Annotated in this window: 2 protein-coding genes; both read right to left on the bottom strand. The window is 78.2% G+C overall.

What is annotated here, in order from left to right; genetic code table 11:
* The coding region (locus BCD48_RS15445) for a type I polyketide synthase (RefSeq protein ID WP_116271527.1) at window positions 1-5481 on the bottom strand (5481 nt) is incomplete at its 3' end.
* Between the two features lie 163 nt (window positions 5482-5644).
* Window positions 5645-16897 (bottom strand): type I polyketide synthase (locus BCD48_RS54895; RefSeq protein WP_131804002.1); only part of this gene is annotated, 11253 nt, incomplete at its 5' end.

Below are 16897 nucleotides of genomic sequence, written 5' to 3'. Positions count from 1 at the left end.
TAGCTCCTTGAAGGTGCGGTCGGCGCCGACCGCGGCGGCGTCGGCGTGCCCGAGCACGGCCGCCGCCTCCGCGCGGACGGTGGCCAGCAGCGCGGGGCCGCGCTCGGCCGCCGGCAGCGTCGCCAGCCGTGACATCGCGGCGCGCCCGGTACCCGCCGCGGCACGGCGCCGGGGCAGCAGCCCGCGGATCAGCGTCGGCAGCTGCTCCGGGTGGGCCCGGGCGGCGGCGAGGTCGATCCGCGCGGCCAGCGGGGCCGCCGCTCCCCGCGGCCGGCCAAGCTCGGCCAGGGCCGCGTCGAACAGGGCGAGGCCGGCGTCCGACGGCAGCGGCGCGATGCCGCGGCGCCGCATCCGGGTGAGGTCGGCGGTGCCCAGCGCGCCGGTCAGCTCACCGCGCTCCGCCCACATCCCCCAGGCGATGGACACGGTCGGCAGGCCCAGGGACCGCCGGTAGCCGGCCAGCGCGTCGAGGAAGCAGTTCGCCGCCGCGTAGTTCGCCTGCCCCGCCCCGCCGAGCAGACCCGCGGCCGAGGAGAACAGCACCAGCGCCGGCGTCGCGACCGTCGGAGCCACCGCTCCCGGAGCCAGCGCCGCGGCCGTCGGGGCCGGGGTCGCCGGGGCGGACGACGCGCCCGCGGTCGCCGGGGCGGGGATCACGGTCAGGTCGTGCAGGTGCCAAGCGCCGTCGACCTTGGGCGCGAACACCCGGTCGAGCCGGGCCGGCGTCAGCGACTCGACGACGCCGTCGTCGAGCGCGCCGCCGGCGTGCACGACCGCGCTGACGGGCCGGTCGGCCGCGACCGTGGCGAGCACGGCGCCCAGCGCCCGCCGGTCGGCGACGTCGACGGCGGCGATCCGCGCGTCGGCCCCGGCGGCGGCGAGCGCGGCCAGCAGCTCGTCCGTGCCGGCCGCGGCCGGGCCGCGGCGGCTGAGCAGCAGCAGGTGCCGGACGCCGTGCCGGCGGGCCAGGTGCTCGGCGACGAGCCGGCCGAGCGCGCCCGTCCCCCCGGTCACCACGACCGTGCCGCCGAGCGGATCGCGGGACAGCTCGGAGCCGGAGGCCTGCGCCACCCGGGCGAGGGTCGGCGTGAGGATCGTCCCGTCCCGCAGGGCGACCTCCGGGAGGTCCCCCTCGACGACCGCGGGCAGTCGTCGCAGTGACGTGTCGAGGCCGTCGGTGTCGACCAGCTGGATCCGGCCCGGGTGCTCCGACTGGGCCGCGCGCGCCAGCCCGAGGACGGCCGCCGCGGCCAGCCTGCTCGCGGCCCCCCGGTCCGGCGCGGCGGTCCTCCCGGCCGCGGCCGGGGAATCGTCGGCGGCGACATCGGCGGCGTCCTGGGTCAGGACGACCAGCCGGCTGCGCGCGTACCGCGGATCGGCCAGCCACGCCTGGAGGACCGCGAGCATCGCCGCGGTCGCGGCACGGACTACGGACGGGACGTCGACGGGCCCGGCCGGGCCGTCGGCCGGTGGGGCGGCCGGCACCAGCACGACGTCCGGTGGGGCGACACCGTCCGGGCCGGACGGGAGGGCCGGCCCGTCGCACGCGTCCCACCGGTCCTCGCCGAGCAGGTCCGCCAGCCCCGCCGGGGCCGGACCGACGACGAGCCAGCCGCCCCCGCCCGCCGCCTCGGGCGGAGGCGGGACCGGGGTCCAGTCACGCCGGTACAGGGCGTCGCCGGAGCTCGCCGCCGCGGCGAACGCCCGGTGGTCGACCGGCCGAGTCGCCAGGGCGGCGACGCGGACCAGGGAGCGGCCGGTCTCGTCACGAGCGTCGAGGGCGATGGTGCCGTCGGCGCCGAGGCGCAGCCGGACCCGCATCGCCACGCCGGCCGGAGCCGACACCGAGACGCCGGACCAGGAGAACGGCAGCCGGATCTCGGCGTCCGGCGTCCCCTCGGCGACGAGGTCGGCCAGCAGCGGATGGAGGCCGGCGTCGAGCAGCGCCGGGTGGACGCCATAACGCCCCGGGTCCGTGGCCACTGGGAGCTCGACCTCGGCAAAGCGGTCGGCGCCGGACCGCCAGGCCCGCCGCAGCCCCCGGAAGGCCAGCCCGTAGCCGTAGCCGAGCTCGCCGAGGGCGTCGTAAAAGCCGGTCAGGTCGATCTCGTCCGCGCCGGGCGGTGGCCAGGCGTCGGCGGCCCAGTCGGCGTCCTCGTCCGCTCCGGTCCGCGCCGCCGGCGGATCGGCCGCCGCGAGCGTGCCGGCGGCGTGCCGGATCCACCCGCGGTCGCCGTCGCCGTCGGCCCCGCCGGTGCTGTCGCCCGCGGGTCCGTCGGCGGAGTCGCCGGTGGCGGGGCGAGAGTAGATGGAGACCGCGCGCCGCCCGGCGTCGTCGCCCGGGCCGACGACGACCTGCACGGCCACCGTCCCGACGGCCGGCGGTGCCGCCGCCCCGGCACCGGTGCCGCCGGCCGGAGCCAGCACGAGCGGGCTCTGCACGGTCAGCTCCTCGACCCGCTCGGCGCCCAGGCGCGCGCCCGCGTGCCGGGCCAGCTCGACGAAGGCGGTGCCCGGCAGCAGCGGGCGGCCGAGGACGGCATGGTCGGCGAGCCAGCCGGGGCTGCCCTCGGCCAGCCGGCCGGTGAACAGCGTGAGCTCGCCGTCGGCCACGCTGATCTCGGCCCCGAGCAGCGGGTGCTCGCCCGCGTCGAGTCCGAGCGCGCCCGCGGAGGCGGCCGGGGCCGTGGCCTCCAGCCAGTACCGCTCACGCTTGAACGCGTAGGTGGGCAGATCCACCGGGGCGCCCCGGCCGCCGAGCACGGCGGCCCAGTCGAGCCGCGGGCCGCGGCCGTCGAGGGCGGCCATCGAGAGCAGGAAGCGTCGCCAGCCGTCCTCGCCGCGCCGGAGCGAGCCGACGACGACCGCCCGCTCGGCGGCGTCGCCGTCGACGTCCTCGATCGTGCTCTCGAGTGCGCCGGTGAGCACGGTGTGCGGGCTGATCTCGACGAACCTGCGGTGGCCGGCCGCGTAGGCCGCCCGCACCGCCTCGTCCAGTCGCACGGTCTGCCGCAGGTTGCGGTACCAGTAGCCGGCGTCCAGGACCGGCTCGTCGACCGCCGCGCCGGTGACCGTCGAGTAGAAGGCGATCTCGGGGCGGGCCGGGACGACATCCCGCAGCGACGCCAGCAGCTCGGCCTCGATCGCCTCGACGTGGGCCGAGTGGGACGCGTAGTCCACCGGTACCCGCCTGGCCGAGATCTCGGTGCCCGAGCAGTACTCGACCAGGGCGTCCAGCGCGTCGGCGTCCCCGGACACGACGGTGGACACCGGCCCGTTGACCGCCGCGACGTCGACGCGGCCGGCGACGCCGGCGTCGGCCAGCGCCGCGCGGGCCCGGCGCTCGTCGACGGCGAGCGAGACCATGCCGCCCTCGCCGGCGATGCGGCGGAGGGCGCGCGCCCGCAGCGCGACGACCTTCGCCGCGTCGTCGAGGCTGAGCGCACCCGCGACGCAGGCCGCGGCTATCTCACCCTGCGAGTGGCCGACTACCGCGTCCGGCGGGGCGCCCACCGAGCGCCACAGCTCGGCCAGGGCGACCATCACCGCGAACAGCGCCGGCTGGACGACGTCGACCCGCTCCAGCGCGGGCGCGCCGGCGTCGCCGCGCAGCACCGCGGTCAGCGACCAGTCGACGAACGGGGCCAGCGCCCGCTCGCAGGCGAGGATCCGCTCCCGGAACACGGCCGAGCGCGCGAACAGGTCGACGCCCATCCCGGCCCACTGGGCGCCCTGGCCCGGAAAGACGTACACGGTCCGCTCGGAGGAGACCGGCCGGCCCCTGGCCACGACCACGTCCGGGTCGTCCTGGTCCTCGGCGACCGCGGCGAGCCCCCGGACCAGGCCCGCCAGGTCGGTCCCGATCACGACGGCCCGCCGGGCCAACGGCGAGCGGGTCCGCACCAGCGAGTGCGCGACGTCCCAGGGATCGACGGTCATCGCGGACTCGACGGCGGCGCGCAGCGCGTCGGCCTGCGCCCGCAGCGCCGCCGGCGTCTGGCCCGCCACGACCCACGGGACGTGTGCCGGCCCCGCCGCCTCGCCGGCGGCCTCGGTGGCCGCGCCGGCCGCGGCGGGCTCGGCGGTCGGCTGCTCGGCCGCCGAGGCCGCCTCGACAATGACGTGCGCATTCGTGCCGCTGGCGCCGAACGAGGACACGCCGGCCCGCCGGGGCCGGTCGGTCTCCGGCCAGGGCCGGGCCTCGGTCACCAGCTCGACGGCGCCCGACTCCCAGTCCACCCGCGCGGACGGCGCGTCGACGTGCAGGGTCGGTGGCACGATCCCGTGGCGCATCGCCTGCACCATCTTGATCACACCGCCGACCCCGGCCGCCGCCTGGGCGTGGCCGATGTTCGACTTGAGCGAGCCCAGCAGCAGCGGCCGGCCCGCCGGGCGGTCCTGGCCATAGACCGCGAGCAGGGCCCCCGCCTCGATCGGGTCGCCGAGCGTCGTGCCGGTCCCGTGCCCCTCCACGACGTCGACGTCGGCACCCGACAGCCCGGCGGACGCCAGCGCCGCCCGTATCACCCGCTCCTGCGCCGGGCCGTTCGGCGCCGTCAGACCGTTCGACGCCCCGTCCTGGTTCACCGCCGAGCCTGTGAGGACGGCCAGCACCTCGTGGCCGGCCCGCCGTGCGTCCTCCAGCCGCTCCAGCACCAGCAGGCCGAGGCCCTCGGCGAACCCGGTGCCGTCGGCCGAGTCCGCGAACGCGCGGCAGTGTCCGTCCGGCGAGAGCCCCTTCTGCCGGCTGAACTCGACGAACAGGTACGGCGTCGACATCACCGACACCCCGCCGGCCAGCGCCAGCGAGCATTCGCCGGCGCGCAGCGAGCCGGCGGCGAGGTGCAGCGCAACCAGCGACGACGAGCACGCCGTGTCCACGGTCACCGCCGGGCCCTCCAGGCCGAGCGTGTACGAGACCCGGCCGCACGCGACGCTTCCCGCGCTGCCGTTGATGAGATAGCCCTCGAACTCGCCGGGGTCGGGGCGCAGCCGGATGCCGTAGTCGTCGTGCATGATGCCGAGGAAGAAGCCGGTCGGCGTGCCGCGCAGCTCCATCGGGTCGACGCGGGCCGACTCCACGGCCTCCCAGGCGGCCTCCAGCAGCAGGCGCTGCTGGGGGTCCATCGTCAGCGCCTCCCGGGGCGAGATGCCGAAGAACGCCGGGTCGAAGTCGGCGGCACCGGCCAGGAAACCACCCGCCCGCACGTAGCTGTGGCCGGCGGCGTCCGGGTCGGGGTCGAACAGCTCGTCGACGTTCCATCCGCGGTCGGCCGGGAAGCCGCCCACCCCGTCGCGCCCGGCGGCCACCAGGTCCCACAGCTGGGCCGGCGACCGCACGTCGCCCGGGTAACGCGCGGCCATCCCGACGATCGCGATCGGCTCGGCGCCGCCCCGCTCCAGCTCCCGCACCCGGTTCCGGGCCTCGTGCAGATCGGCGGTGACGCGCCGCAGGTAGAAGCGGAGTTTCTCCTCGTTCATGGCTCGTCACTCGCTCCAGGTTCGGGCCGGGCACGGACGGAGGCACGGCAGGGGCACGGCAGGGGCACGGACGTACGGCGAGGGCATGGCAGACCGCCGGGACGCGGGAGGCCACCGGGGTGCGGGGGGCGGCGGCGCGGGTGGGGACAGCCGCGGGCGGAAGTCACAGCTGTTGCTCGATGAACTCGAAGAGCTCGTCGTCGGACGCGGACGCCAGCCGCTCGCTGACCGACGGGGCGGCCTCCGACGCGGCGTCCGCCGTGTAGCGGGCCGCGAGCTGCGCGATCCGGGCCCGCAGCGCCATCCCGGCGGCGTCGCCGGGTTCCGCGCCGGCCAGCACCCGCTCCACCAGGTCGACGCTGGCCAGGGCGTCCGACGCCGACGCCGACCGCGTCGCCGCCGGCCCGGGCGCGGCGCCGGCCGTACCCGGGCCGGCCGAGGTCGCCGGCGGCGCCGCGCTGGCCAGCTCGGTCTGGATCTTCCCGGCCAGGGCCCGGGGCGTCGCGTAGTCGAAGACCACCGTGGCCGGCAGCCGCAGCCCGGTCGCCCGGTTGACCCGGACGCGCAGCTCCACCGCCGTGAGCGAGTCGAACCCCAGGTCGCGGAAGGCGGTCCGCATCTCGATCTCGCCGGCGCTGTCGTGGCCGAGCGTGGCCGCGGCCAGGCCACGGACCAGCTCGGCGACGATGCGCGCCCGCTCCTGCTCGCCCGCGGCCGTCAGCCGGCGGCGCAGCGCGTCGGCGTCCGAGCCGGCGTCGCCGTCGGCCGCCGGCGACCCCGGCTCGGCGACCGCGGTGCGGGCTCGGCGGGCGAGGTCGCGCAGCAATGGATGCGCCGGCGCCGCGCCGGCGCGTACGGCGGCCAGGTCCAGGCCGACCGGCACGACCAGCGCCTCCCCGGCGCCCAGCGCCGCGTCGAACAGGGCCAGCCCGGCAGCCGACTCCAGCGGCCGCACGCCGAGGCGGGCCAGCCGGGTGATGTCGGTCGCGTCCAGCGCGCCGGTCAGCTCGCTGCGCTCGGCCCACAGTCCCCAGGCCAGCGAGATCGCCGGCAGCCCGGCCGCCCGCCTGGCCGCCGCCAGGCCGTCGAGGAACACGTTGGCCGCCGCGTAGTGGGCCTGCCCGGCCGTGCCGAACTGGCCGGCGGCGCCGGAGAACAGGGCGAACAGGGCCAGGTCGGTGCCAGCCGTCAGCTCGTGCAGATGCAGCGCCGCGTCCACCTTCGGCCGCATCACGGCGTCCACCCGGGCCGGGGTCAGAGCCATGACCGTCCCGTCGTCGAGGGCCGCCGCCGCGTGCACGACGCCGGTGAGCGGGTGCTCGGACGGCACGGTCGCCAGCAGGCCGGCCACCTCGCCGCGGTCGGTGACGTCGCAGGCGACGATCCGGGCCTCGGCGCCCAGTCCGGCCAGCTCGGCGCTCAGCTCCGCCGCCCCGGGCGCGTCCGGTCCGCGTCGGCTGGCGATGAGCAGGTGCCGCACGCCGTGCGCGGTCACCAGGTGCCGGGCGAGCAGCGCGCCCAGCGTGCCGGTGCCGCCGGTCAGCAGGACGGTGCCGTCCGGGCGCAGCCGCATTCCGGCCGCGCCGGACGGCTCGATCCGCGCCAGCCGCGGCGCGAGGACCCGACCGTCCCGGACCGCCAGCCGCCGCTCGCCGGCGGCGAGCGCGGCCAGCGCGGCCGGCAGCGCCCGCAGCGACGCCTCGTCCACGCCCCGTTCGCCCGCCTCGACGTCGACGAGCGCGAGCCGGTCCGGATGCTCCGTGCCCGCCGAGCCGAGCAGGCCCGCGAGCGGGGCGTGGACGAGGTCGACCGGCCCGGCCGCGTCGGTGGCGGCGGCACCGGCCGTCAGCACGACCAGGGTGGAAGAGGCGAAGCGTTCGTCGGCCAGCCAGCGCTGGACCAGCTCCAGCGTGCGGGTGGTCGCGGACCGCACCGCCTCCGCCGTCGACGGCCCCGGCTCCACACCGGGCCGTTCAGGCCGACTGGCCGGCTCGCCCGCTGCCTGGCCGACCGGCACGACGACGACCGGCGGCGCAGGCAGGCCGGCGTCGAGTGCCGCGACGAGGGCGGCCAGGTCGTCATGCCGATCGACCGGCGCGACCGGGCCAGCCGGCGCGGCGGAGCCACCGGACAGAGCGGCCGCGACGGCGGCCAGTGCTGGCGACTCCGGTCCTAGCACGCTGGTCACCGGTCCGCAGGCGGCAGCTGGCGCCCCGTTGCCTGACGGCGTGTCGGCGTCCACCTCCGCGAGCGGCGTCCAGTTCAGGCGGAACAGCGAGTCGCCGCTGCCGGCGGCGGCCGCGCGGAGCGCCTCCGGCGCGGCCGCGCGGAGCGCCTCCGGCGCGACCGCCCGCATCGCGATCGAGCCGATCGACCCGATCACCTCGCCGGTCAGGTCGTACAGGGTCACCGCCAGCTCGTCCGGGCCGGACCGGTGGATGCGGACCCGTGCCGCGGCGGCGCCGGGCCGGTCGACCCGGGCCCGCCCGACGGCGAACGGCAGCCGGGTCTCGCCCGAGGCGAACAGGAAGCTCGGGTGCAGCACCGTGTCCAGGAGCGCCGGGTGGAGCAGGTAGGACGGCGCGCCGGACGCCTCGGCGCCGGCGAGCCGGGCCTCGGCGTAGATGTCGTCACCGAGCCGCCACGCGGCCCGCAGCCCGCGGAACGCCTGCCCGTACTCGTAGCCGGCGTCGGCGAAGCCCCGGTAGAGCTCGTCGGTGTCGACCGGCGTCGCGCCGGCGGGCGGCCAGGTAGCCAGGGCGTCGGCGGACGGCCCTGGCCGGGCGGCGTCGACCAGGACGCCGGTGGCGTGCCGGGTCCAGTCCTCCGCGGCCCGCTCGCCTCGGCTGGCCGTCACGCCGGCCCCGGTGGTGACCGCGAGGGTCATCGGCCGGGAGTGCAGCGAGAAGTCCCGGCGGCCGGCCGCGTCGGGCGCCGCGACCGACAGGCGCAGGGCGACGGCCGCCCGCTCGGGCAGCACCAGCGGGGCCCGCAGGGTCAGGTCCTCCAGCTCGGCGCGGCCGGCGCCGAGCCGGCGGCCCGCGGCCAGGGCGAGCTCGACGAACGCGGTCGCCGGCAGCAGCGACACTCCCGCCACCCCGTGGTCGGCGAGCCAGCCGTGGGTCGCCTGGCCGATCGCCCCGGTGAACACCACCCCGCCGCTGTCCGGCAGCTCCAGCGCCGCGCCCAGCATCGGGTGGTCGACGTCGAGCGCTCCGCTGGCCCGGGCGCCGCCGGGCCCGGCCGTCGAGGTGTTCATCCAGTACCGCTGGCGCTGGAACGGGTAGGTCGGCAGGTCGACCCGGCGCCCGGCCGCCGGGACGAGCGCCGGCCAGTCCACGGCGCCGCCGGCGACGCCGACGGTCGCCAGCGAGGTCAGCATCCGCCGCCAGCCGCCCTCGCCGCGGCGCAGCGTGCCGGTCACGACGGCCGGCTCGTCGCCGGCGGGCACCGCGGCGTCGAGGGTCTCCTCCAGGCCGCCGACCAGCACGGGGTGCGGGCTGACCTCGACGAAGACCCGGTGGCCCGCGGCGGCGAGCGCGGCGACGACGGGTTCGAGCAGGACCGGCTGCCGCAGGTTGCGGTACCAGTAGTCGCCGGTGAGCGCGGCGGCGTCGAGCAGCCCGCCGGTGACCGTCGAGTGGAACGCGACCCGGGTGTCGCGCGGCTGGATGTCGGCCAACGCGCGCAGCAGCGCGTCGCGAACGGTCTCGACCTGCGCCGAGTGGGACGCGTAGTCGACGGGGACGCGTCGGGCCCGGATCCCGGCCGCGTCGGCTCGCGCCAGCAGCTCGGCCGCCCCGGCCTCCCCACCGGACACGACCGTCGAGGACGCGCCGTTGACCGCGGCGACGCCCCAGTCGCCGGGCAGCCCGGCCAGCAGCGGGGCCGTGTCGGCCGCCGGCAGGCCGACCGAGACCATCGCGCCCCGCCCGGCGAGCGCGAGCAACGCCTTCGACCGCAGCGCGACCACCCGGACGGCGTCGGGCAGGCTCAGCGCGCCGGCGACGTACGCGGCGGCGATCTCGCCCTGGGAGTGACCGACGACGGCGTCCGGCTCGACGCCCGCCGCGCGCCACACCGCGGCCAGCGACACCATCACCGCGAACAGCGCCGGCTGGACGACGTCGACGGCGTCCAGCGAGGGCGCGCCCTCGGCGCCCTGGACCACGTCGAGCAGCGACCAGTCGACGTGGTCGGCGAGCGCCTCCGCACAGGCCGCCATCTCCCGGGCGAACACCGCAGATTCGGCCAGCAGCTCGGCCGCCATGCCGACCCACTGCGAGCCCTGGCCCGGGAACACGAACACCGTGCCGCCGGCGTCCCCCGCCCGGCCCCTGACCACCGTCGCCGCGTCCGTGCCGTTCTCGACCGCGGCCAGGCCCGCCAGCGCCTCGGCCGGGTCGGCGGCCAGTACGACCGCCCGGTAGGGGAACAGCGCGCGCTCGGTGACCAGCGCCCGGGCGACCCCGCCGACCGCGCCGTCGGCCACGGTGGAGATCGCCGACAGCGCGGACCGCAGCCGGCCGGCCGCCGCCCGCAGCGCCGCCTCGGAGCGGGCCGAGAGGAGCAGCGGGGCCACCCCGCCGACCAGGCCCGTCACTCCGGTCGAGGCGAGGGCGGCGGGGGGCGCCAGGGCGGCCTCGGTCGGCGCCTCCTCCAGGATCAGGTGAACGTTCGTCCCGCTGACCCCGAACGAGGAGACGCCGGCCCTGCGCACCCCGTCCGGCCCGGCCGCCCACGGACGGGCCTGGCCGAGCAGCCTGACCGCGCCGGCCGACCAGTCCACGTGCGGGGACGGCTCGGTGACGTGCAGCGTCCGGGGCAGCAGGCCGTGCCGCAGGGCCAACACCATCTTCATGACGCCGGCCACGCCCGCGGCGGTCTGCGGATGCGCGATGTTGGACTTGACCGACCCCAGCCAGAGCGGCCGGTCGACCGGGCGCTCGCGGCCGTAGGTGGCGAGCAGCGCCTGGGCCTCGATCGGGTCGCCGAGGGCGGTCCCGGTCCCGTGCGCCTCGACGGCGTCCACCTGGTCGGACCGCAGCCCCGCGGCGGCCAGGGCGGCGCGGATCACCCGCTGCTGGGACGGCCCGTTGGGCGCGGTGAGGCCGTTGCTGGCGCCGTCCTGGTTGACCGCCGAGCCGCGGATGACCGCGAGCACTCGGTGGCCGGCCCGGCGCGCGTCGGACAGCCGCTCGACGAGGACCAGCCCGACCCCCTCGCCCCAGCCGAGCCCGTCCGCGCCGGCGGCGAACGCCTTGCACCGGCCGTCGCGGGCCATCCCGCGCTGGCGGCTGAACTCGATGAAGACGCCGGGCGTCGGCATCACCATCACGCCGCCGGCCAGCGCCATCCGGCACTCGCCGGACCGGACCGCCTGGCTGGCCATGTGCAGCGCCACCAGCGACGACGAGCAGGCCGTGTCGACGGTGACGGACGGCCCCTCCAGGCCGTAGTGGTAGGAGATCCGGCCGGAGGCGACGCTGGAGAGCTTGCCGGTGAGCAGGAAGCCCTCGAGACCTTCCGGCGCCTCGTGGATGCGGGCGCCGTAGTCCTGGTAGCCCAGCCCGACGTACACCCCGGTGGAGCTGCCGCGCAGGCTGTCGGCGACTATGCCGGACCGTTCGAACAGCTCCCAGGACGTCTCCAGCAGCAGCCGCTGCTGCGGGTCGATGGCGATCGCCTCGCGGGGGCTGATGCCGAAGAAGCCGGCGTCGAACTCGTCCGCGTCGTGCAGGAACCCGCCCTCCCGGGCGTAGGAGCGGCCCTGCCGGTCCGGGTCCGGGTCGTAGATCGCGTCGATGTCCCAGCCGCGGTTGGTCGGCATCTCCGTGACGGCGTCGACCTCGTCGGCGATCAGGTCCCAGAGGTCCTCGGGCGACCGGACGCCGCCAGGGAAGCGGCACGCCATGCCGACGATCACCAGCGGGTCATGCGCGTCGGGCGCGGCCGGGGCCGTGGCCACGCCCGACGCGGCCTGGGCCGGCGCCTCGTCGGCGCCGAACAGCTCGGTCCGCAGGTACTCGGCGACGGCGCCGGCCGTCGGGCAGTCGTACACGAGCGTGGTCGGCAGCGGCAGGCCGGTCGCCATGGCGAGCCGGTTGCGCAGCTCGACGGACGTCAGCGAGTCGAACCCCAGGTCCTTGAACGCCCGGGTGGCCGGCACCCGGTCAGTCTCGGGATGGCCGAGCACCGCGGCGGCGTGCGCCCGCACCAGGTCGACCAGTGCCGCGAGCCGGGCCGGCCCGTCGGCGTCGGCCAGTCGCGTGGCCAGCTCGTCGCCGCCGCGCCCGCTGACCCCGGGGCCGGGGCCACCGGACGGAGCGCCCGGCACGTCCTCGCCGTGCTCCGCGCCGGCCTCGGCCAGGCCGGCCAGCAGCCGGTCGCCCCCGCGGCCCAGGGCGCGGGCGAGGGCGGCCCAGTCGACGTCGGCCACGACCGCCGTCGGCTCGGTGGCGGCGCCGGCGACCGCGTCGGCCAGCGCCGCCAGGGCCGTGTCCGGGTCCATCGGGTGGATGCCCCGGCGGGCCAGGTGCCGCTCGGCGACGGCGTCGACCATCCCCCCGCCGCCCCAGGAGCCCCAGGCCACGGCGAGCGCGGGCAGCCCCAGCGCGTGACGGTGGGCGGCGAGCGCGTCCAGGTAGGCGTTGGCGGCCGCGTACGGCGCGGACCCGGCCGTGCCCCACACGCCGCTGCCCGAGGAGAACAGCACGAACGCCGCCAGGTCCAGGTCACGGGTCAGCGCGTGCAGGACGGCGGCGCCGGCGGCCTTCGGGGCGAGCACCGCCGCCGCCCGCTCCGGCGTCAGCCCGTCGAGCAGCCCGTCGTCGAGGACGCCGGCAGCGTGGACGACGGCGCGCAGCGGCGCGTCGGCCGGCAGGGCGGCCAGCCCGGCCGCCACGGCGTCGGCGTCGGTGACGTCGGCGGCCAGGACGGTGACCGCCGCGCCCCGGGCCGCCAGGTCGGCGGTCAGCTCGGCCGCGCCCGGTGCCTGCCCGCCCCGGCGGGAGACGAGCAGCAGGTGGGGCACGCCGGCGTCGGCCAGCGCCCGGCAGACCCGGCCGCCAACCGCGCCGAACGCGCCGGTGACGAGCGTCGTCCCGTCGGCGGGCGGCCAGTCGGCGCCACGGCGCGCGCTGGTGCCCGCCCGGGTGAGCCGGGCGGCGGACAGCCCGCCGGCCCGGATCGCGAGCTGGTTCTCGCCCGTCGTCCCGGCGAGCACGGCGGCGAGCCGGGCTCGTGCGCGGGAGTCGGGCCGCTCCGGCAGGTCCACCAGGCCACCCCACCGGTCCGGATGCTCCAGCGCGACCACCCGTCCCAGGCCCCACAGCGTCGCCGCGGTGGGGCGGGTCACCGCGTCGGCCGGGCCGACCGACACCGCGCCCTGGGTGACGAGCCACAGCGGCGCGGCGATCCCAACGTCGCCGAGCGCCTGGACCAGGGCCGCGGCGGCGAGCGTCTCCTCCGTCGCCGCGGCACCCGCGGCGGCACCGGCGAAACGGCCGTCGGCCTCGGCGGTCTCGGTGAGCACACCGATCACGCCCGCGACGGGCGCGCCGCCGAGGGCCGTCAGCGCCGCGGCGAAGGCCGCCCGGTCCCGGGTTCGGGCCGGGACGGGCATCGGTATCGCGCCCCGTTCGGCGAGCGTCTCGTGGACGGACTCGAACAGGTCCCCGGACACGACGTCGCCGAGCGGGACCAGCAGCCAGCGGCCGTCGAGGGCGCCGTCCGGGCGGCGCGACGTGTCCCCGACGACCGGCCAGCTGAGGCGGTAACGCCAGGCGGCCGCCGCCCCGGCCTCCGCCCGCCGGCGCCGCCACGACTCCAGCGCCGGCGCGAGCATCGCCAGCGAGTCCCGGCCAGCGTCCGCCAAGTCCAGCTCATCGGCCAGCGACGCGAGCTCACCCGTCGCCAGCCGGTCGAAGAACTCCGCCGGCCCGGGCGGCGCCTCGGCGGCGGGCTCGGCCGGATCGAGCCAGTACCGGCTCCGGCGGAACGGGTAGGTGGGCAGGGCGACCGTGCCGCCGCCGGCGGCGGGCAGGCAGCGCGTCCACTCGACCGGGACGCCCCGGGTGTACAGGTCGGCGACCGCGCCGATGAACCGGTCCGGGCCGCCGTCGTCGCGCCGCAGGGTTCCGACGACGACGGCGCCGCTCGCCCGGCCGACGCCCGCGTGGGACTCGGCGGTCTCCTGGATTCCGGCGACGAGTACCGGATGCGGGCTGATTTCGACGAAGACGGTGTGCCTGTCGTCGAGGGTCCGGCGCACCGCGGCCTCGAACTCGACGGTCTGGCGCAGGTTAGTGAACCAGTAGTCGGCGTCCATCCGCGCGGTGTCGATCCGCTCCCCGGTGACGGTCGAGTAGAGCGGGACGGCGGCCGGGCGCGGGGAGACCGGCGCCAGGGCCGTGGCCAGCTCGGCGCGGATCTCCTCGACCTGCGCCGAGTGCGAGGCGTAGTCCACCGGGATCATCCGCGCCCGGATGCCCTCGGCGTCCAGCTGGCCAGCGAGCGCGGCCAGCGCCGCCCGACCGCCCGAGACCACCACCGAGCCCGGGCCGTTCACGGCGGCCACGGACAGCTGGGCGCCGTCCGCCCGAAGCCGGTCCATCGCCCATTCCAGCGGCCGGGCCACCCATAGCATGCCGCCCCGGCCGGCGAGCCGGCCCAGCGCGCGGCTGCGCAACGTCACGATCCGCGCGGCGTCGTCGAGGCTCAGCGCGCCGGCGACGTACGCGGCGGCGATCTCGCCCTGGCTGTGGCCGATGACCGCGTCCGGCTCGATCCCCTGCGCGCGCCACAGCGCGGCGAGCGCGGCCATGACCGAGAAGAGCGCCGGCTGCACGACGTCGACGCGTTCCAGCGGCGGGGCGCCCGGAGCCCCCGCCAGCACGTCGAGCAGCGACCAGTCGGTGTAGCGGCCCACGGCGTCGGCGCAGCCGGTCAGCTCGGCGCGGAACACGTCGCTGCTCTCGGCGAGCTCCAGGCCCATCCGGGCCCACTGCGCGCCCTGGCCGGGGAAGACGAAGACCGTCCGGCCCGGGGCGCCCTGCGCGCTGCCCGGTCCCACGACGGTGGGCGACGGCGTGCCGCTGACCAGGTCATCCAGGCCGCCGAGGAGGTCGTCCGTCGTCCGGCCGATGACGACGGCACGCCGCTCGAAGGCGGTCCGGGTCGTGGCCAGCGCGCGGCCGACCTGGGCGGCCGGCAGGTCCGGCCGGGCCGCCAGGTGGGCGCGCAGGTCGGCGGCCCGGGCCCGCAGGGCGTCGTCGTCGCGGGCGGTCAGCACCCAGGGCACCGCCCCGCGCACGGCCGGCGCGGCCGGGCCGGCGACGTCGGCGGGCGCCGCGTCCGCGTCGCGGGCCGGCTCGGCGACGATGACATGCGCGTTGGTCCCGCTCACGCCGAACGACGACACGGCCGCCCGCCGGGGCCGGTCGCTCCGCCGCCAGGGCCGGGCCTCCGTCACCAGCTCGACCGCGCCCGACTCCCAGTCCACCCGCGACGACGGCGCGTCCACGTGCAGCGTCCGGGGCACTATCCCGTGGCGGATCGAGAGCACCATCTTGATCACACCGCCGACCCCGGCCGCCGCCTGCGCGTGGCCGAGGTTCGACTTCACCGAGCCGAGCAGCAACGGCCGGTCCGCCGGCCGCTCCTGGCCGTAGGTGGCGAGCAGCGCCGCGGCCTCGATGGGGTCCCCGAGCGCCGTGCCGGTCCCGTGCCCCTCCACCACGTCGACGTCCGCCGGTGTCAGCCCGGCGGAGGCGAGCGCGGCCCGGATGACCCGCTCCTGCGCGGGGCCGTTCGGCGCCGTCAGACCATTCGACGCCCCGTCCTGGTTCACCGCCGAACCCGCGATCACCGCCAGCACCTCGTGGCCGTTGCGCCGCGCGTCCGACAGCCGCTCCAGCACCAGCAGGCCGACGCCCTCGGCCGGGCCGAACCCGGCGGCGCCCTCGGCGTACGCGCGGCAGCGGCCGTCCGCCGACAGGGCGCGTTGCCGGGAGAACTCGATGAAGGTGCCGGGGGTGGACATGACCGTCACCCCACCGGCCAGCGCCAGCGAGCACTCGCCCGCCCGCAGCGACGACGCCGCCAGGTGAAGCGCCACCAACGACGACGAGCACGCCGTGTCGACCGTCACCGCCGGACCCTCCAGGCCGAGGGTGTACGCCACCCGCCCCGAGGCGACGCTGGTCGTCGTGCCGGTCAGCAGGTAGCCGCCGAGCCCGTCGGGGACGTCCCGCAGCCGCGGCCCGTATTCCTGGGCGATCGCCCCGACGAACACTCCGGCCTGGGCGCCGCGCTGGGTCCGCGGGTCGATGCCGGCGCGCTCCAGCGCCTCCCAGGCCGTCTCCAGCAGCAGTCGTTGCTGCGGGTCCATCGCCGCCGCCTCGCGCGGGGAGATCCCGAAGAACTCGGCGTCGAACTCGGCCGCGTCGTGCAGGAACCCGCCCGCGCGGACGTACGTCCGCCCGGCCGCCCCGGGGTCCGGGTCGTAGATCTCGGCCAGCGGCCAGCCCCGGTCGGTCGGGAAGGCCGAGAGGCCCTCCGCGCCGGCGTCGAGCAGGTCCCACAGCTCGTCCGGCGAGGCGACCCCGCCCGGGAACCGGCAGGCCATCCCCACGATCACGACCGGGTCGTCGCCCGCGCCGATGCGCGGGGCCGGCGGCGGGCCGGCCATCGACCCGCCGGGCGGCGTCGCGCCGGCCGCGGCCGGCGCCAGGACGGCGTACAGATGGCGGGCGAGCGCGGCCGGCGTCGGGTGGTCGAACAGCACGGCGGCCGGTAGCCGGGCACCGACGGCCGCGTTGAGCCGGTTGCGCAGCTCGACCGACATCAGCGAGTCGAAGCCCATCGAGCGGAACGCGAGGTCCGGCGCGACCGCGGTGGCGTCGGCGTGACCGAGGACGGCGACCGCGTGCTCGCGGACCGTCTCCAGCAGCAGCGCCAGCGCGTCGGCCTCGTCCAGCGCGGCCAGGCGCCCGGCCAGGCCGGTGCCGGCCGCGCGCGTGCCCGGGTCGTCGTGGGCGGCCCGCCGCCGGCGCGCCGGGCCGGCGATGCCCCGCAGCAGGCTGGACCCCGCGCCGTCGGCGTCGGCCAGCGCGGCGCCGTCCAGGTGGGCCGGGACCACGACCGGGTCGCCCGCGGCGAGCGCGGCGTCGAACAGCGCCAGCCCGTCGGTGTCGGTCAGCGGGACGATGCCGCCGCGGGCCAACCGGGCCAGGTCGGCGGCATCGAGCTGCCCGGTCATCCCGCTGGCCGCGGCCCACAGGCCCCACGCCATCGACGTCCCGGCCAGGCCGGCGGCGTGGCGGCTCGCCGCGAGCGCGTCGAGGGCGGCGTTCGCCGCCGCGTAGTTGGCCTGGCCGGGAGTGCCCACGACGCCCGCGACGGAGGAGAACACCAC

The sequence above is a fragment of the Pseudofrankia coriaricola genome (assembly GCF_001854805.1).
Classification (GTDB): Bacteria; Actinomycetota; Actinomycetes; order Frankiales; family Frankiaceae; genus Pseudofrankia.
Note: the sequence above shows the minus strand (reverse complement) of the source record. Positions and strands in the feature narration are given on the sequence as shown.